The sequence below is a fragment of the Geodermatophilaceae bacterium NBWT11 genome (assembly GCA_014218215.1).
Classification (GTDB): Bacteria; Actinomycetota; Actinomycetes; order Mycobacteriales; family Geodermatophilaceae; genus Klenkia.
In genome coordinates this window covers 1,916,944-1,934,440 of sequence record CP043652.1, presented here as the reverse complement: position 1 = coordinate 1,934,440, position 17,497 = coordinate 1,916,944, and the positions used below count along the sequence as shown (strand labels likewise).

Sequence of the window (17,497 nt, the reverse complement as noted above, 5' to 3'; positions counted from 1 at the left end):
TCAGCCGACGAGTCGGTAACCCACGCCCCGCACGGTGCGGATGCTGGGCTCGACCAGGCCGGCACCGCTGAGCTTGCGGCGCAGGTTGGACATGTGCGCCTCCACGAGGCGCAGGCTGCCCTCCCAGTCGCTCTGCCAGACCTCGCGCAGCAGCGTCTCGCGCTGCAGCACCTTGCCCGGCCGGGTGACCAGGGCCATCAGCAGGTCGAACTCGGTGCGGGTCAGCGCGACCTCGCTGCCGGCCACCCACACCTCGCGGGTGTCCTCGTCCAGGGCGAGGTCGGCCAGCACGATGGGCCCGCGCTCGGGGACGGGTGCGTGCACGGCGTCGACCCGGCTCCCCGCGGCCACCGCCGGCGCACCGGCCAGCGCCCCGGCCACCGTCGCCGGACGGCGCAGGAACGCCTGCACCCGGGCGACCAGCTCGCGGGGCGAGAACGGCTTGGTCATGTACCCGTCGGCACCCACGGCGAGCCCGACCAGGAGGTCCACCTCCTCGACCCGGGCGGTGAGCATGAGCACCCAGCAGGGGTGCTCGGCGCGGATCCGGCGGCACAGCTCGACGCCGTCGACGTCGGGCAGGCCCAGGTCCAGGACGACGACGTCGGGCAGCGACTCGGCCAGCGCGGCCAGGGCCTCCCGCCCGGTGCCGACGGCCCGCACGTGCAGCCCGGCCCGCTCCAGGACGGTGACCAGCAGGTCGCGGATCTCGGTGGTGTCCTCCACGACCAGGACCGAGCCGGCGGTCACCGGCGGGTCCCGGCGGTGGCGGGTGTCCCGACGACGGGCAGCACGACGGTGAACGTCGTCCCCCGACCGGGCTCGCTCTGCAGGTCCATGGTGCCTCCGTGTGCGGTGGTGATGGCCTGGGTGATGGTCAGCCCGAGTCCCACGCCGGACACGGCGTGCCGGCGGGCCGTGGAGGCCCGGAAGAAGCGGGTGAACAGGGCGCCCTGCTCGTCGGCGGGCACCCCGATGCCGGTGTCGGCGACGGTCAGCGCGGCGACCGGGCCGTCGGCCCGGCGGTAGGTGTCCAGGGCGATGCGGACCCGCCCGCCACGGGGGGTGAACTTGACCGCGTTGGAGAGCAGGTTGTCGCAGACCTGGCCGAGCCGGTCGGCGTCGCCGGTGATGACCAGCCCGGGCAGCACGTCGGTCTCGAGGGTCACCCCGGCGGCGGTGGCGGCGACCCGGGAGGTGTCGACGGCGGCGCGCACGACGGCACTCAGGTCGACCTCGGCCGAGCGCAGGGTGAACCGGCCGGCCTCGACCTGGGCGGTGAAGAGCAGGTCTCCGACCAGCCGCAGCAGGCGGTGGGCGTTGCGGTCCACGGTGGCCAGGTACTGCCGCTGCTCGTCGGTGAGCACCTCGTCGGGGTCGTCCAGGACGAGCTCCAGGTAGCCCAGGATCGAGCTCAGCGGGGTGCGCAGCTCGTGGGAGATCAGGCTGGTGAACTCATCGCGCAACCGGTCCGCCGCGCGGGCCGCGGTCATGTCGGTGGCCACCAGGGTGTAGCCGGCCAGTGCTCCGCTGCCGTCCCGGCGGGGGGTGACGGCCACTTCGACGGTCAGCTCGCTGCCGTCCTCGCGCACCCAGGTCCAGTCGCGGACCTCGCTGCCGTGCGTGGCGGCCCCGGCGACGAGGGCGTCGAAGGAGGACAGGTGGGCCCCGTCGGGGTGGGCCGTCCGGGCGGCCTCCAGCTCGGCGGGCAGGTGCAGCGAGGTGACGGACCGCCGGCGGACGACGTCACCGCGCTGGGCCCCGAGCATCTTCTCCGCGCCCGGGTTCCACACCCGGACCACGCCGGCGAGGTCGCAGGACACGATCGCCTGCTCGGTGACCGCGTCGATGACGCTGCCCAGCGTCTCGTTGGCCCCGGCCAGCCGGCGGGACAGCAGCTCCAGCTCGGCCGCCCGCATCTCGACCTGTGCCAGCAGGTCGGTCTGCTGATCCTGCAGCTCGCCGACCGTCTCCAGCCTGTCGCTGAGCCGGCGGTAGAGCTCGTTGACCGTCAGCGCAGCGACCCCCAGCGCAGCGGGGGTGAACACCGCCCGGACGAGGTCCGGCACGGTGGTGACCATCCCGCCCAGCCACTGGGGCACGACGAGCACCGCGGCCGTGGCCAGCACCGCGACTGCCACGCCGCGCCGGCGTCGGTCGACGGCCAGCGCGATCACCGGCGGGATGACCAGGGCGGTGAACAGGGACGCGCCACCGCCGGTGGTCGCCCGCAGCGGGCCCACGGCGGCCAGCTCGATCAGTGGCACCAGAGCCGCCACACCCGGGGGCAGCGTGCGGGTGGAGGCGACGCCCGTCAGCACGAGGGCAGCGGCCACCAGTGCCGCGGACAGCAGCACCAACCGCGGGTCCGTGGCGTCGGCGGCCGGCGTGGCCAGCACGAGGAGGGCGCAGGCGTACAACACCGGGAAGGGCAGGTTGCGCAGGGCGACCGAGCGGTGCTCGTTCTCCCAGCGGGCCCACGGGCCGGCACCGGGTTCGACCGGGGTCACCGTCGCGGCGCTCACCGCGGGTCCCCGGTGAGCTCGCGGATCCGGTCGGCCAGCTCGCTGACCCGGAAGGGCTTGAGCAGGTAGGTGTCGGCGCCCGCGGCCAGTCCGCGTTCGACGTCGGCGGGTGAGGCGCCGGCCGACAGGAGCAGCACGGGGACGGCGGCGGTACGGGTGTCGGCGCGCAGGGCGGTGCACACCTGCAGGCCGTCCAGTCCGGGCATGCCCACGTCGAGCACGACCAGGTCCGGCAGGTCACGACCGGCTGCGGCCAGGGCCGCTGTCCCGTCGGGGAGGGAGTCCATGACCTGGGCCCCCGCCCGGCGCACCGCGATCTCCACCAGGGCCCGGATGTCGCTCTCGTCGTCGGCGATGAGCACCCGGGGGCTCACGCCGCGCCGTTCCTGCCCGGCAGCAGCCGGCTGAGCAGGTCCCGGACGTCGGAGCCGGTGAACGGCTTGGGCAGCGGGGTGGTCGCGGCCGGGTAGTCCTGGCTGTCGACGACCGAGCAGACCGCGACGGGGGTGTGCGGCCAGCGGTCGGCCAGGGCCCGGCTCAGCCCCCACCCGTCGAGGCCGGGCAGCAGCAGGTCCACGACCACGAGGTCGGGGACGGGCTCGACGGGCAGCTGGAGGGCGCGCTCGGCGCTGTCCACCCGCTGGGTGGTGCAGCCGGCCCGGCGCAGGTGGGTGCACAGCAGCTCGCCCTGGTCGGCCTCGTCGTCGACCACCAGCACGTGCACCGGTGGGAGGGGCAGGGGTGCGGTGGTCACCCTCTCGACAACGACACCCGGGCACCCCGGGAGGAGGAGGACCCACCGGCGTTCACCCGAACGGGTGACCGGCGCCCCCCGGGGGGCTCAGTGGGCGAACGGGGTCAGGTCGGGACGACGCAGCCCGTGCCCGGTGGCCTGCTCGAAGGCGTGGCCGACCTCGAGCACCCGCCGGTCGGCGCGCGGTGCGGCGATCACCTGGAGCCCGACGGGCAGGCCGTCGGGGGTGAACCCGCCCGGGACGCTCAGCGCCGGGCAGCCGGTGGCGCTGATCAGCGTGCAGGAGCGCATCCAGCCCAGGTAGTCCTCGAACTCCACGCCGGCGACCGACGTCGGGTACTCCTGCTCGACCGGGAAGGGCAGCACCTGGGTGACCGGGGCCAGCAGCACGTCGTAGCGGGTGAAGAACTCGACCACCCGCTCGTACAGCTTCGTGTGCGCCACCTCGGCGCGGCCGACGTCGGCCCCGGTGAGGGCGGCCCCGACCGAGGCGTTCCACTTGATGGTGTCCTTGACCTGGTCGGGGGCACGCCGCACGGCGTCGCCGAAGGAGGCCTCGAACAGCCAGGCCCGCAGCACCCCGAACGCCTCGTCGGCGCCCGTCAGGTCGGGGCAGTCCTCCTCGACGGTGGCCCCGAGGTCGCGGAAGACGCCCAGCTGGGCCATCAGCACCTCGGTGATCGCCGGGTCGACCGGCACCCGGCCGCCGAGGTCGGGGGTCCAGGCGATCCGCAGCCCGGTCAGCTCGGTGGGCAGCGGGGCGGCGAAGGACGCGGCGGGGTCCGACAGCGAGATCGGCACCCGCGGGTCGGCGCCGGCCAGCACCGACAGCCCCAGCGCGACGTCGCCCACGGTGCGGGCCATCGGGCCCTGCACCGACAACTGCGACCAGCCGATCGCGGTGGGGTGCGAGGGCACCCGGCCCGGGGTGGGCCGCAGGCCGACGACGTTGCCGAACGCGGCGGGGTTGCGCAGCGAGCCGCCCATGTCGCTGCCCTCGGCCAGCGGCACGAAGCCCGCGGCCAGCGCGGCGGCGGCCCCGCCGGAGGACCCTCCGGCGGACAGTCCCCGCCGGTAGGGGTTGTGGGTGGCGCCGAAGAGGGTGTTGAAGGTGTGCGACCCGGCCGCGAACTCCGGCACGTTGGTCTTGCCGACCCGGATAGCCCCGGCCGCCTTCAGCCGGGCGACCACCAGCTCGTCCCGGGCCGGCACGGTGTCCCGGTGCAGCGGGGAGCCCCACGTCGTCCGCATGCCGCCGGTCTGGTGGGTGTCCTTGTGCGCGACCGGGACGCCGTGCAGCGGGCCGACCACCTCGCCGCGGGCCAGCACGGCATCGGCCTCGTCGGCGGCGGCGCGCGCGGCCTCGTCGTCCCGGGTGATGATCGCGTTGACGCCGTCCGGGCCGTCGTAGCGGTCGATCCGGGCGAGGTGGGCCTCGAGCAGCTCGCGGGCGCTGACCTCCCGGTCCCGGACCAGCGCGGCCAGCTCGGTGGCGGGACGGGTGCACAGCTCGTCGGTCACCCGGCGACCGTAGCGGCTGAAGTGCCTCAGCGGTGAGAGACTTCTCCGATGACCGTGCGCCCTGCCACCGAGGCCGACGCCACCGCCATCAGCGCCGTCTACGACCACCACGTGCTGCACTCGGTGGCCACGTTCGACGTCGTCCCCCCGACGGCTGCCGACCGGTTGCTCTGGCTGGCCCAGCACCCCGGGGGCCGCCACCAGGCGCTGGTCGCCGAGGTCGACGGCACGGTCGTCGGGTTCGCGTCCAGCAGCTCGTTCCGTCCCCGGGCTGCCTACGACACCACGGTGGAGAGCAGCGTCTACCTGGCCCCGGACGCCGTGGGCCGGGGGCTGGGCCGGGCGCTGTACGCCGAGCTGTTCACCCGGCTCGCCGAGGAGGACGTGCACCGGGTGCTGGCCGTCGTCGCCCAGCCGAACCCGGCGTCGGAGGCGCTGCACCGGTCGTTCGGCTTCCAGCACGTCGGCACGTTCAGCGAGACCGGTCGGAAGTTCGGCCGCTACGTCGACATCGCCTGGTTCGAGAGGGCACTGTGACGCAGCTCCCCACATGCATCGTGTGCAATCCATCCGTCCCCGGGTAGGTGGGGTGAGCGCTGCTGGGTCCCCGGATCCCGGCGCTCCCCCGTACTGAGAACCGAGGAGACACACGTGCCCACCACCGTGACCGCCCGGTCCACCGCCTCTGCCCACGGCTCGTTCGAGCGCACCACCATCGAGCGCCGCGACGTCCGCCCGAACGACGTCCGCATCGAGATCGCCTTCGCCGGCATCTGCCACTCCGACATCCACACCGCGCGCGACGAGTGGGGTGCCGCGAACTACCCGCTGGTGCCCGGCCACGAGATCGCCGGCACGGTGGCCGAGGTCGGCGCCGAGGTCACCAAGTACAAGGTCGGCGACCGGGTCGGCGTCGGCTGCTTCATCGACTCCTGCCGCGAGTGCGAGAACTGCAAGGCCGGCGAGGAGCAGTACTGCCTCAAGGGCGAGACCGGCACCTACGGCGGCATGCAGGACGGCAAGCCCACCGACGGTGGCTACTCCGAGCAGATCGTCGTCGACGAGAACTACGTGCTCGGCATCCCCGAGGGCATCTCCCTCGAGCAGGCCGCGCCGCTGCTGTGCGCCGGCATCACGCTGTACTCCCCGCTCAAGCACTGGGGTGCGGGCCCGGGCAAGAAGGTCGCCATCGTCGGCCTCGGCGGCCTCGGCCACATGGGCGTCAAGATCGCGGCAGCCCTGGGCGCCGAGGTCACCGTGCTCTCCCAGTCGCTGAAGAAGCAGGAGGACGGGCTGCGCTTCGGGGCCGAGCACTACTACGCCACCAGCGAGCCGGAGACCTTCGAGAAGCTGGCCGGTCAGTTCGACCTGATCGTCAACACCGTCTCGGCCACCCTGGACCTCGACGCCTACCTGGGCATGCTCCGGGTCAACGGCACCCTGGTCGAGGTCGGCGCCCCCGAGCAGCCGATGACCGAGGCCGCGTTCTCGCTCATCACCAACCGCCGCTCGCTCGCCGGTTCCAAGATCGGTGGCATCCGCGAGACCCAGGAGATGCTGGACTTCTGCGCCGAGCACCACCTGGGCGCCGAGGTCGAGGTCATCGGCGGCGACGAGATCGACGAGGCCTACGAGCGCGTCGTCGGCTCCGACGTCCGCTACCGCTTCGTGATCGACACCGCGCGGCTCTGATCGACTAGGCGGGGACGACGAGCACGAGGTCGTCCCCGCCGTCGTGTTCCACGTGCAACCCGGAGCGGCGCAGCAGCGCGCGCAGCCGGACGACGTCGCCCGGCTCCGCGCTCGTGAGCGCCAGGAGCCGGGCGATGCGGCCCTTGTGGGCCTTGTTGAAGTGGCTCACCACCGAGCGCGTCCCGTCGGCCCGCGCGCTCAGCACGGTCACGGTGACCGCCCCCGCGACCGGAGCCAGGTCGGCGTAGCCGCCTGACCTCAGGTCCACCACGAGCTCGTCGGTGCCGGCCAGCACCGGGCCCAGCACCGGCTTCCACAGTGCGCGCAGGGTGGGCGCCCCGGGCAGCTGCGACCCGGCCGAGAGCCGGTAGGCCGGGATCGGCTCCCCGCCGTGCACCAACCCGAACAGCGCCGAGCCCACCGCCAGCCGCCGGTCGGCCCTCGCCCGCTGTCCGCGCGTCAGCGACCGGACGTCGAGGGCGTCGTAGAGCACCCCGGTGTACCGGTCCAGCGCCGGCATCGTGGGAGCGGTGCGGACGACGACGTTGCGGGCGATCTCGGCGTCCTGCTTCGCGCTCACCCCCAGCGCCTTCCGCGACGCCGGGACGTCGGCGGCCAGCGTCTCGATCCGGGTCAGCAGCTGCTCGCGCACCGGGTCCAACTCGGGGTGGCTCAGCGCGGCCAGGTCGAGCGGGGGGCCGTCCCCGCCGGGGTGCTTGGTCTCCGACGGGGGCAGCAGCACGAGCACGAGGAGCCAGGTTACGGCTCGGCGGACACCCCCAGCAGCGCCCGGGTGACGCCCTGCGTGCTGTCCAGCAGGTCGGCCAGCGCGCGGCGCAGGTGCACCCCGGTGACCGCGCCGCCGGGTGCACCCTCGAGCAGGGCCTCCAGCACCGTGCGCCGGACCAGCTCCTTGATGAAGGAGGCTGTCACGCCCTCGGTGCCTGCCACCACCGCGTTGACGTCGGCGGGCCCGGCCTGCAGCCCCGAGCCGCGGCTGTAGACCGCCAGCAACCGGCGCCGGGCGTCGGCGTCCGGCAGCCCGATCTCGACCGCGACGTCGACCCGGCCGGGCCGGGCGGCCAGTGCGTGCTCCAGGGCCTCGGCGCGGTTGGTGGTCAGCAGGAAGAGCAGGTCGGCGTCGCTGGCCGCCCCGTCCATGGCGTCCAGCAGCTCGAACAGCACCGGCTGCGGGCCCATCTGGTGTCCGCGGTCCTCGGCGACCAGGTCGACGTCCTCCAGCACGACGACGGCCGGCTCCAGGTCCCGGGCCAGCTGGGTCACGGTGCCGACGAGGTGCAGCGAGCGCCCGGACAGCAGCAGCACCGTGGCACCCGGCACGTGCTGGACGACGTAGCGGGTGGTGTGCGTCTTGCCGGTGCCGGGCGGGCCGTAGAGCAGCAGGCCGCGCTTGAGGTGCTGGCCGGCGGCCCGCAGTGCCTCGCGCTGGGTGGCGATGCCGATGCTGTGCCGCTCGACCCGCTCCAGGACGGCGTCGGGCAGCACGACGTCGGCGCGCTCGGTGCGGGGCAGCACCGGGAAGTCGACGACGAACCCGCCCATCGCCGGACGGAGCTCGAGCACCTGGCCGCGGTAGACGTTGCGCTCGCTGCGCAGGGCGTCGAGCTCACCGAGCACCTGCTGGGCGGTCTCGGCGGGCAGGCCCGCGACCTCCACGGTCAGCGTGGGCTCCTGGTGCCGCTCGGGTCCGCGGACCAGGACCACGTGGTCGCCCCGGTGGTCCCGGACCAGCAGTGCGGCGGTGCGCCAGACGCCGGTGGTCCGGCCCGGGCCCGAGGGCAGGTCGACGAGCTCGGGCACCCCGGGGCGCAGGTACGGCAGGTTCTCCCCGGTGAGCAGCTGACCGAGGTCGGGGCTCTGGTGGTGCAGCGGCACCGACCAGCCGAGGACCTCGACGCTGCGGCCCTCGGCCTGCACCCAGGCCTCCAGGGCCAGCTGCAGGTTGACCTGCTCGAAGGGCGGCAGCTCCCGGGCCACGACGGGCGGGCGGGTCTCCTCGTCGGCGCTGCGTCCGAGGTGGGCGAGCAGCCGTCCGGTGACCGCGCCGTCACGGCGGCTGCTGCCGGTCTCGTGCACCCAGGTCAGGAACTCCTGGACCTGCCGGGCGAAGGCGGGGACGTCGAACGGACGGTCGGGCAGCGGTGCAGTGGTCATCCCCGGCCACGCTAGCGGCCCCGGACCGTTCCGTCACCGGAGTTCTCGCAGGTCAGGTCCAGTACAGGAACCGGGCCCCGGGGAGTCGGGCGTCCACGGCGTCGGTGAACCAGGTGCGCAGCTCGGTCATGACGTCCTTGGGGTAGACGTGCTTGACGGCGCCGAACTTGCCGCGCTTCTGGGTGCGCAGGTCCTTGTCCATCTCGAGCTTGGTGCGTGGGTACCAGTCGGTGAGCGTGGCCTTGGAGTTCGGGGTGAACCGGTGGGTGATGCACTCGACGGTCAGGTCGGCGCCCCGCGGCAGGACGGCGGCCACGGCGTCGAACAGCTCGCCGTACTCGGTGCGCCAGTCCCCCACCGGCATGATCGGTGCGACGGTGAGGCCCACCGGGTAGCCGGCCTCGGCGACCCGGCCCAGTGCGGCGATCCGGGCGGGCACCGGTGAGGTGGCGCCCTCGAACCGGCGGGCGACGGTGGCGGCGTTGACCGAGAAGCGCAGCCGGGTGCGGCCGTGGTGCGGGAGGTCCAGCAGTGGGCCTACGTCGTCGAACTTGGTGGTGGCGCGCAGCTGGGTCGGCCCGCTCCAGGCGTGCGTGCCGAAGTGCTCGATGGCCGTGGCCAGCCCGCCGGTGAGGTGCTCGATGGCCAGCGGGTCGGTGTAGCAGGAGGCCTCGAACGTCGTCCCCTCGTGACCGCGCTCGAGGGTGCCGGAGGTGACCTCGCCGCGGCCGACGTAGCCGTCGAGCGAGGCGAGGACGTCGGGCAGGTCGGCGAACACCCGGGTGATGGGCGGGCCGGTGAGCGACCCGGCGAGGTAGCAGTACTGGCAGTGCGCGGGGCAGCCCTCGGCGAGGTCGAAGCGCCAGTCCGCGGACGGCGGGATGGGCTGCAGCTTCCGCTTGGACGGCGCGCCCACCACGACGGCCATCGTGTCCTTGGCGGCCATGAACGCGGCGCGGTCGCCGTCCCCCCGCAGGTTGGGCAGCCGGTCCCCGGAGAGCACCTGGACGTCGGGCACCCCGGCGGCGCGGACCCGCTCCAGCACCTGCCGGCCGTACGGGAGGGCGGCGGGGGAGCGGGTCACGAACACACGGGAGGGCGTCCACGCGCGGGTGGGTGCCGGAGCTGTGGTCATCACCAGCGGAAACCCCGCTGGGTGGGGGTCTGCTTCCCTGCTACGGGGACCGATCCGTCACGTCGGCCCGATGGGCCGCAGCGTGCCGCCGACCAGCTCGTACCGGCGTCCGCACCGCGGACACCGGACCAGTGGGTGGCCGCTCGGCGGTCGGACGGCGACGACCACGACCGCGTCGCCGTCCTCGGGACACGTGACGACGTCCATCACGCGACCGTAGCGACGCCCAGCGCGGGCTCAGCCGAGCAGGCGGTCCAGGACGATCTCGGTGCCATCGGGGCGGTACGTGCGCCAGCGCTCACCGGGTGGCGCCCCGTCGTCACGGTCGACGCGGAACCCGTGGTGGACCTTGGTGTGGTGGCGTTCGCACAGCAGTGCCGAGTTCTCCAGCGAGGTGTCCCCGTCGTCGCGGAGCCACTCAGCGAGATGGTGGACGTCGCACCAGTGGGTGGGGGCGTGGCAGCCGGCGAACACGCAGTGCCCGTCGCGTTGCTCCACGGCCCGGCGGATCTTCGGGGGCACGACCCGCTTGGTGCGGCCCACGTCGAGTGGCACCCCGTCGGGGCCCATCACGATCCGGGTGACCGCGGAGTCGCAGGCGATCCACCGGGCCCGGGCCGCGCTGATCGTGGCGCCGAAGCCAGTGGTGGCGGTGTCGTGTCCGGTGGCGGGGTCCATGAGGTCCTCGAGGTCGATCGTGACCATCACCTGCGGCTTGACCGTCCGCAGGAACGGCAGGTCGCCGGCGGCCAGGGTGTTGTCGGCCCACTGCACCAGCGCATCGGCCTGCTGATGGGCCCGGTTCCGCAGGTCCCCGAGAGGCCTGTCGGCCTGCACCATCGACTCGATGACGGCCTGGACCTTCTCGAACCCCACGGCATCGAGGTCGAACCGCCCGGACCCGGAGCCGTCGGCATGCCGGGTCATCGTGAACCGACGCTCCTCGGTCGGGTCCGGCTCCGGGCCGTCCGGGTCCAGGGCGTTGCGGAACGCGTTCACCGCCGTCGCGAGCTTCGCGTGCGGCAGCGTCCGGGCGACCTCGGTCCAGGCCTTGTCGAAGGCGTCGAGGTCGATGTCCTGCTCGGCGGCCGCGGCGATGTCACACGGCCGCAGCGCGTCGGCCACGACACCCACCTGGGCCGCAGTCACCGAGCCCTCCGCGAACGCCGCCTCCAGGCGCGGCAGGTGCTCCAGCACGCGGCCCGCCTTCACGACCGCCGAGGCGGCACCAGCCGACCAGTGGTGGTGGCCGCGCAGCAGCGACGCCATCGTCTTCAGCCCGTCGTGCTCGGCGGCGTCGACCACGTCGGCGTGCCGCACGGTGCGCACCAGCTCGGCGTTCAGCCGGTTGATCGACTGCACGAGCTCGGCGGTCCGGTCGACCAGCTGACCGTCGACCAGGGCATGCAGGTCGTCGGCCGAGAGGGCGTCGATGGCGGACTGTAGCTCGCTCACGACACCTCCCAGGCTGTTCGATCAGGTGTTCGAAGCCTACCGCGATGAGCGGTCTGACGACACCTGTATCCCCAGCTCAGCGGCCTGTCCACAGATCTGCGACGGCTCTTGACGGGTCGCCGTCCTTGGCTCCTGTGTCCCTGCCGGCTCGAGGGCAGCCGCCGCGCTCACCAGGCGACCGCGCCGCCGTCCACGAGCAGGTCGACGCCGGTCACGTAGGAGGCGGCACCGCTGAGCAGGAACACGATGGGGCCGACGAGCTCCTCGGTCTGGGCCAGGCGCTGCATCGGGATGTCCTTCTGCAGGCCCTCCACCAGCGGCCAGACCTGCGGGCTCAGGGCCATCGGGGTGGCGGTGTAGCCGGGGCTGACGGAGTTGACGCGCACGCCCTCGGTGGCCCACTCCAGCGCCAGGGACTTGGTCAGCTGCAGCACGCCGGCCTTGGAGGCGTTGTAGTGCACCTGGTCCAGGCCGCGGTTGGCGATGTGGGCCGAGACCGAGCCGATGTTGACGATGCTGCCGCCGCCGCGGGCGAGCATGGCGCGGCCCTCGGCCTGGCAGGACAGGAAGACGCCGCTGAGGTTGATGTTCAGCAGCCGCTGCCAGTCCGGGCGGGCCATGTCCTCGGCGGGGATCTGGTTGTTGATGCCGGCCGCGTTCACCGCGAGCTGCAACGGGCCGAGCGTGGACTCCACCTCGGCGACCGCCGCGGTGAGGGCGTCGCCGTCGGTCACGTCGGCGGCGACCACGTGGGCCCGCCCGCCGACCGCGGCGATCGAGTCCGCCGTCGCCTGCAGGTCCGAGCCCTCGACGTCCAGCACGCCCACGGCGGCCCCGAACTCGGCCAGGCCGAGGGCGACGCGGGCCCCGATGCCGCCGGCGGCGCCCGTCACGAGAGCGACCTGACCGGCGAGGGAGAAGGAGTTGACGTCCACGATGACCTCCGGGGGGTTCCGACTGAGGCCGCGGACGCTACACCCGGCTCAACGCCTCTGTTGACTGGTCAGTCGGCCAGTTCGACGACCACCGGGGCGTGGTCGCTGGCGCCCTTCCCCTTGCGCTCCTGGCGGTCGATCGAGGCCCCGGTGACCCGGGCGGCCAGGGCCGGAGAGCACAGCGCGAAGTCGATCCGCATGCCCTCCCGGCGGGGGAAGCGCAGCTGCGTGTAGTCCCAGTACGTGTACTCGCCGGGGGTGTACGGCCGGACGACGTCGGCATACCCGGCGTCGACGATCGCGGCGAAGGCCGCCCGCTCGGGCGGGGAGACGTGGGTGGAGTGGGCGAAGACGCCAATGTCCCACACGTCGTCGTCCTGCGGGGCGATGTTCCAGTCCCCCACCAGCGCCACCTGCGCGTCGGGGTCGGTAACCAGCCAGCCCGCGGCGTCGGCCCGCAGCGCCTCGAGCCACTCGAGCTTGTAGGCCAGGTGCGGGTCGCCCAGCTGCCGGCCGTTGGGCACGTACAGCGAGAGCACCCGCACCCCGCCGCAGGTGGCCCCGATCGCGCGGGCCTCCTGGGCGGGCTCCACACCCTCCTTCGACGACCAGGACGGCACACCCTCGAACCCGACCTGCACGTCGTCCAGCCCCACCCGGGACAGCAGCGCCACGCCGTTCCACTGGTTCAGCCCGACGTGCGCGACCTCGTAGCCCAGCGCCTCGAACGCCGCCGAGGGGAACTGGTCGTCCCGGCACTTGGTCTCCTGCAGTGCCAGGACGTCGACGTCGCTGCGCTCGAGGAACCCCACCACCCGGTCGACGCGGGTGCGGATCGAGTTCACGTTCCAGGTCGCCAGGCGCACCCCCCGACCTTAGAGAAGGACCTGCCTCCTCCCCACGACAGGCTCCGCCTGCCGGGGGCCCCTGGAGGCAGGCCTCATCAGGCCTGGGCGAGGGGCGCGATCTGGCTGTCCTGCCGCGCCTGCAGCCGGTCGCGCATCCGCTGCCGGGACTCCACGAACTTGGTGGCCTGGGCGTCGAGGCCGCTCATGAACAGCGCCAGCTCCTCGCGGGCCTTCTCGCCCTCGGGGCCGAAGCCGGAGCGCTCGAAGACCTTCCAGTGGCGCAGGATCGGGGCGACGACGTCGTCGTGGTGCAGGCGCAGGTCGTAGATGCCGGCCTTGGCGATGATGGTGGAGTTCTTCCGGAAGCCGGCCATCGTGGCACCGGGCATCTCGAAGTTGATCACCTCGTTCGCGATCGCCCGCATGGTCTCGTCGGGGGCGATGTCCAGCGCCGCACCGACGATGTTCCGGTAGAAGACCATGTGCAGGTTCTCGTCCTTGGCGATCCGGGCGAGCATCTGGTCGGCGATCGGGTCGCCGGTGGCCTTGCCGGTGTTGCGGTGGCTGACGCGGGTCGCCAGCTCCTGGAAGGACACGTACGCGACGGCCTCCAGCGGTGTCTTGTCCCCGGAGTCGTAGCCGGAGGTCATGTAGTCCATCCGGGCGCGCTCGAGCTCGACCGGGTCGACCCCGCGGGTGACGACGAGGTAGTCGCGGATGGCGATGCCGTGCCGGTTCTCCTCGGCGGTCCAGCGGCCCACCCAGGTGCCCCAGGCGCCGTCCCGGCTGAACCGGGTCGCGATCTCGCGGTGGTAGCTGGGGAGGTTGTCCTCGGTGAGCAGGTTGGTGATCATCGCGGCCTTGGCGGTCTCGTCCAGTCGCGACTGCTCCGGCGCCCAGTCCTCGCCACCGAGGAAGGCGAAGTCCCGACCCTCGGACCACGGCACGTAGTCGTGCGGGTGCCACTCCTGGGCCATCTTCTCGTGCCGGTTGAGGTTCTCCTCGACGACCGGCTCCAGCTCCTGCAGCAGGGCGGCAGTGGTGGGTGTCTCGGGCACGGTGCACCTCCGGGGTGGGGCTGTCTGGGTCGAACCTACGCGGATCGGCGGCCCTGTCCGGGGGTTCCCCGCAGCGAGCGTGCTCACGCCTGTGCCACTCTGTTGCCTGATGTTCGCAACAAGCACCCCCACCGCCGTCCGGGTCCGGGCCGCCGTCCCGACCGACGTCGACGCCGTCCGCACCCTGATGTACCGGGTGCTCGCCGAGGACCTCGGCTACGGGTTCCGCCCCGAGTGGCACGCCGACGTCGCCGATCCCGCCACCGCCTACCTGCACACCCCGGGTCACGCGCTCTTCGTGGCCGAGGACGGCGACGGCACGCTGCTGGGCACCACGGCGGTCAAGGCGGGCGGACCGCGCTCCCCCCAGGTGCTCGTGGACCGGTACGCCGGGCGGTCCGTGGCGCAGCTGGCCCGGGTCTGGGTGCTCGCCGAACACCGTCGGCGGGGTGCCGCCCGGGCCCTCGTCGTCGCGGCGGCGCGCTGGGCGGTGACCGACGGTGGCTGGTCGACCGTCTGCCTGCACACCGACACCGCCGTCGCCGGGGCGGAGGCCTTCTGGCGGTCGATGCCGGTGCGCGAGGTGCTCGACGAGCGACACGCCGGGGCCGAGCTGCAGACCGTCCACTTCGAGCTCGACGTCGAGGCGCTCGGCGGTCCCGCCTGACCCGGGAGGGTGGTGCGCGGCAGGGTGCACCCCAGGTCACAGGTGTCGATGCGATCATGACGCCGTGACGAGTCGGGTGGGTCGGGCGTGAGCACCCGCGACGACCAGCCCGACGACCGGACCGCGCGCATCTCCCCGGACGACCTGGACCGGATGCGGCCCCCTCCGCCGGTGCCCACCCGACCTCCCGGGTCCACCCCGTCGGTCGAGGGCCCCGACACCGCGCCCGGACGACGCAGCCGCCGGGCCGACCGCTCCGCCGACCCGCAGGCCGCCGCCCGCGCCCGCGCCGCCGCCGGCCTGACCCCCGAGGCCGGTCCGCCCGCGGAGCAGGCCCCTCCCCCGCCGAGCCCGGACGCCGACCGCACGGACCGCACCGGCCGGGCCGGCTCCTGGTCGCCGCAGCCCCGTGACCGGGACGCCGTGGACGAGCTCGGCGACGAGCCGGACGACCACCACGACCGGGACGAGCGCAGCGGGTCGCGCACCCGCACCGCCTCCACCTTCGGCCGGGCCGCCGGCCTGACCGTCCTGGGCGCCCTGGTGCCGGGCAGCGCACTGCTCGCCGCCGGGTGGAAGAAGTCCGGCGCCGTCGTCCTCACCGTGTTCGTGCTGCTGCTCGCCGGGCTGCTGTGGCTGGCCACCGCCGGGCAGCGCACCGCCGTCCGGGCCGCCGTAGACCCGGGCCTGCTGCTGGGGGTGATGATCGGCGTCGGGGTGCTGGCCGCGCTCTGGATCACCGTCGTGGTGCTGGGCTACCGGCTGCTGCTCCCCCGGCGCACCGACGGGGTCCGGCAGGGCGTCGGCGCGGCCCTGGTCCTGCTGCTGGCCGCGGCCGTCGCGGTGCCCGCGGTGACCGTCGTCCAGCTCGCCGGTGCCCAGCGCGACCTGGTCGACACCGTCTTCGCCGACGGCGAGAGCGCCACGGTGGTCGAGCCGGCGGACCCGGTGAACCCGTTCGGCGACCAGGAGCGGGTCAACGTCCTGCTGCTCGGCGGGGACGGCGGGGACGGCCGGGAGGGCGTGCGCACCGACACCGTGATCGTGGCCAGCATCGAGACGGCCACCGGCGCGACGACGCTGTTCAGCCTGCCGCGCAACCTCGAGGACCTGCCCTTCCCGGCCGACAGCCCGCTGGGTGAGCTGTTCCCCGACGGCTTCGACGCCGGCAGCGAGAGCGAGAGCCTGCTCAACGCCGTCTACCGCAACGGCCCCGCGCTCTACCCCGACGCGCTCGGCGTCCCCAGCGACAATCCCGGCGCCGACTGGCTCAAGCTGGGCGTCGGCGAGGCCCTGGGCCTGCCCATCGACTTCTACGTGCTGGTCAACCTCGACGGGTTCAGCCAGCTGGTCGACGCCCTGGGCGGCATCACCGTCAACGTCAACTACTACGTGCCGGTCGGCGGCGAACCGAGCCTGGGCATCCTCCCCGACAGCTACATCGCCCCCGGGCCGGACCAGACGATGAGCGGTCCGCGCGCCCTGGACTACGCCCGCGGACGGTTCGGTCTCTCGGACTACCAGCGGATGGACCGCCAGCGCTGCGTGCTGGACGCGATCGTGGCCCGGGCCGACCCGGTCACCCTGCTCACCCGCTACCAACAGCTGGCGGCGACGACCTCCGACATCGTCAGCACCGACATCCCGCAGAGCGTGCTCGACGACTTCGTCGACCTGGCCTTCCTGGTCAAGGACGCCGGCATCCGGTCGGTGGTCTTCGACGACACCGTGATCAGCCCGGCCTACCCGGACTACGACGCCATCCGGCTGCTCGTCCAGCAGGCCCTGGGCACCGCACCGGCACCCAGCCCCGCGCCGACGACGGCACCGGGGACGACGACCTCTGCGCCGCCGACGTCGGCCGCGCCGACCGAGGAGGCGCCGGTGGACGACGTCAGCGACGCGTGCGCCTACGACCCGGCGGCCGCGCAGGCCGCGCTGGACGCCGGCGAGCCTCCGACCCGCAACGGCTGAACCCGGCGTCGCCGGCCGATCACCACTGGTGACGGCCCCCCGGGACGGTCACGCACCGTGCAGGGACCTGTGCCACGGTCGCGACGGGACGCCCCACCGTCCCGGTGCCGAGCCGTGAGGACCGACCGCGATGACCGCCGACCAGGACCACGCAGGACTGCCCAGGCCGATCGACCCGGCCGACCTGCCCACCCGCCGGGAGCGGCGGCTGGCCGCACGCGCCGCGGGACGGGTGGACGCCCGGGGGCCACGGACCGGGGAGTTCGCGCTCACCGACGCGGCACTGGCCGCGCGGGACGCCGCGGGACTGACCGCGCACCTGACCACCACCGGCCGGTGGCGCTGGCTCCAGCGCGAGGCGCAGGCCGGACGACCGGCCGTGCCCGCCCCGCGGTCGGCGGACACCGCTGCCGCTCCCGCAGGGCGGCACCGGACGGACTGAGCGGGGCTCAGGCCTCGATCTGCTGGCCCTCGCGGATGGCCCGGACCAGGCCGTCGACCGCGGGGTCGCCGACGAGCAGGTCGTAGGCGACGACGGGGCGGTCGCCGGCGGCCAGCCGGACGCGCTCGGCGAGCTTGCCGTGGGTCAGGACGACGTCGGCGTCGGCCGGCAGGGCATCGACCGGGCTGTGCGAGACGACCACGCGGGGGGACAGGTGCTTGCGCAGCTGGGAGCTCATCAGCACGCTGCTCGCCATCCCGGCGTCACAGGCGATGACCAGCTTGCGGACGGCGGCGCCGTCGATGCTCGGCATGAG

General features: G+C 73.8%; 18 protein-coding genes. 5 read left to right on the top strand and 13 right to left on the bottom strand.

Translation table 11 applies throughout. The features are described 5' to 3' along the window. From F1C76_09320 to F1C76_09300, 5 genes are all read right to left on the bottom strand, one after another. Window positions 1–750 (bottom strand): response regulator transcription factor, encoded by a 750-nt coding sequence (locus F1C76_09320; protein QNG36767.1) that lies wholly within the window; start codon window positions 748–750, stop codon window positions 1–3. Further along, window positions 747–2,525 (bottom strand): PAS domain S-box protein, encoded by a 1,779-nt coding sequence (locus F1C76_09315; GenBank protein QNG36766.1) that lies wholly within the window; start codon window positions 2,523–2,525, stop codon window positions 747–749. The genes F1C76_09320 and F1C76_09315 overlap by 4 nt, the downstream gene beginning before the upstream one ends. Continuing rightward, on the bottom strand, window positions 2,522–2,899 hold the full coding sequence (locus F1C76_09310) for a response regulator transcription factor (protein QNG36765.1): 378 nt from the start codon (window positions 2,897–2,899) through the stop codon (window positions 2,522–2,524). The genes F1C76_09315 and F1C76_09310 overlap by 4 nt, the downstream gene beginning before the upstream one ends. Beyond that, entirely contained in the window at window positions 2,896–3,249 is a 354-nt protein-coding gene (locus F1C76_09305) for a response regulator (GenBank protein ID QNG39129.1), read from the bottom strand. Before F1C76_09305 ends, F1C76_09310 begins: the two co-directional genes overlap by 4 nt. A 117-nt stretch (window positions 3,250–3,366) precedes the next feature. After that, window positions 3,367–4,800 (bottom strand): amidase, encoded by a 1,434-nt coding sequence (locus F1C76_09300; protein QNG36764.1) that lies wholly within the window; start codon window positions 4,798–4,800, stop codon window positions 3,367–3,369. A gap of 48 nt (window positions 4,801–4,848) precedes the next feature. On the opposite strand from F1C76_09300, the gene F1C76_09295 reads away from it, so the two are divergent. Continuing rightward, window positions 4,849–5,337, top strand: a complete 489-nt coding sequence (locus F1C76_09295; protein QNG36763.1) for an N-acetyltransferase family protein — start codon at window positions 4,849–4,851, stop codon at window positions 5,335–5,337. Between the two features lie 114 nt (window positions 5,338–5,451). After that, a complete protein-coding gene (locus F1C76_09290) occupies window positions 5,452–6,492 on the top strand; it encodes an NAD(P)-dependent alcohol dehydrogenase (protein QNG36762.1) in 1,041 nt (346 codons plus the stop codon). Window positions 6,493–6,496: 4 nt separating this feature from the next. Here F1C76_09290 and yaaA read toward each other — a convergent pair whose 3' ends face one another. From yaaA to F1C76_09255, 7 genes are all read right to left on the bottom strand, one after another. Then, window positions 6,497–7,240, bottom strand: a complete 744-nt coding sequence (yaaA, locus tag F1C76_09285) for a peroxide stress protein YaaA (protein ID QNG36761.1) — start codon at window positions 7,238–7,240, stop codon at window positions 6,497–6,499. 11 nt (window positions 7,241–7,251) lie between these two features. Next, entirely contained in the window at window positions 7,252–8,667 is a 1,416-nt protein-coding gene (locus F1C76_09280; protein QNG36760.1) for an ATP-binding protein, read from the bottom strand. Window positions 8,668–8,719: 52 nt separating this feature from the next. Further along, the gene (locus F1C76_09275) at window positions 8,720–9,802 is read right to left on the bottom strand and encodes a radical SAM protein (protein QNG36759.1); all 1,083 of its coding nucleotides are present in this window, start codon (window positions 9,800–9,802) and stop codon (window positions 8,720–8,722) included. A gap of 237 nt (window positions 9,803–10,039) precedes the next feature. Then, window positions 10,040–11,257 carry a DUF222 domain-containing protein gene (locus tag F1C76_09270; GenBank protein ID QNG36758.1) on the bottom strand — a complete coding sequence of 406 codons (1,218 nt, stop codon included), beginning with the start codon at window positions 11,255–11,257 and terminating at the stop codon, window positions 10,040–10,042. A 167-nt stretch (window positions 11,258–11,424) separates the two neighbouring features. Further along, on the bottom strand, window positions 11,425–12,192 hold the full coding sequence (locus F1C76_09265; GenBank protein QNG36757.1) for an SDR family oxidoreductase: 768 nt from the start codon (window positions 12,190–12,192) through the stop codon (window positions 11,425–11,427). A 68-nt stretch (window positions 12,193–12,260) separates the two neighbouring features. Beyond that, window positions 12,261–13,058: an exodeoxyribonuclease III gene (xth, locus tag F1C76_09260; protein ID QNG36756.1), complete on the bottom strand. Its 798-nt coding sequence runs from the start codon at window positions 13,056–13,058 to the stop codon at window positions 12,261–12,263. Window positions 13,059–13,135: 77 nt separating this feature from the next. Then, window positions 13,136–14,098, bottom strand: coding sequence for an acyl-ACP desaturase (locus F1C76_09255; protein QNG36755.1), 963 nt, complete (start codon window positions 14,096–14,098; stop codon window positions 13,136–13,138). A gap of 187 nt (window positions 14,099–14,285) precedes the next feature. On the opposite strand from F1C76_09255, the gene F1C76_09250 reads away from it, so the two are divergent. The 3 genes from F1C76_09250 (at window position 14,286) to F1C76_09240 (ending at window position 17,181) form a co-directional block, all read left to right on the top strand. Next, window positions 14,286–14,765 (top strand): GNAT family N-acetyltransferase, encoded by a 480-nt coding sequence (locus F1C76_09250; protein QNG39128.1) that lies wholly within the window; start codon window positions 14,286–14,288, stop codon window positions 14,763–14,765. Window positions 14,766–15,188: 423 nt separating this feature from the next. Beyond that, on the top strand, window positions 15,189–16,739 hold the full coding sequence (locus tag F1C76_09245) for a LytR family transcriptional regulator (GenBank protein ID QNG39127.1): 1,551 nt from the start codon (window positions 15,189–15,191) through the stop codon (window positions 16,737–16,739). 130 nt (window positions 16,740–16,869) lie between these two features. Continuing rightward, the gene (locus F1C76_09240) at window positions 16,870–17,181 is read left to right on the top strand and encodes a hypothetical protein (protein QNG36754.1); all 312 of its coding nucleotides are present in this window, start codon (window positions 16,870–16,872) and stop codon (window positions 17,179–17,181) included. A gap of 7 nt (window positions 17,182–17,188) precedes the next feature. On the opposite strand, the gene F1C76_09235 is transcribed toward F1C76_09240, so the two are convergent. Then, window positions 17,189–17,494 (bottom strand): PTS lactose transporter subunit IIB, encoded by a 306-nt coding sequence (locus F1C76_09235; protein ID QNG39126.1) that lies wholly within the window; start codon window positions 17,492–17,494, stop codon window positions 17,189–17,191. Between the last annotated feature and the right edge of the window lie 3 nt (window positions 17,495–17,497).

What these genes read in the sequence shown, in the direction of transcription:
- F1C76_09240 (QNG36754.1), top strand. Translation starts at nt 16,870, where the DNA reads ATGACCGCCGACCAGGACCACGCAGGACTGCCCAGGCCGATCGACCCG.
- F1C76_09280 (QNG36760.1), bottom strand. Translation starts at nt 8,667, where the DNA reads ATGACCACTGCACCGCTGCCCGACCGTCCGTTCGACGTCCCCGCCTTC.
- F1C76_09275 (QNG36759.1), bottom strand. Translation starts at nt 9,802, where the DNA reads ATGACCACAGCTCCGGCACCCACCCGCGCGTGGACGCCCTCCCGTGTG.
- F1C76_09295 (QNG36763.1), top strand. Translation starts at nt 4,849, where the DNA reads ATGACCGTGCGCCCTGCCACCGAGGCCGACGCCACCGCCATCAGCGCC.
- F1C76_09235 (QNG39126.1), bottom strand. Translation starts at nt 17,494, where the DNA reads ATGCCGAGCATCGACGGCGCCGCCGTCCGCAAGCTGGTCATCGCCTGT.
- F1C76_09250 (QNG39128.1), top strand. Translation starts at nt 14,286, where the DNA reads ATGTACCGGGTGCTCGCCGAGGACCTCGGCTACGGGTTCCGCCCCGAG.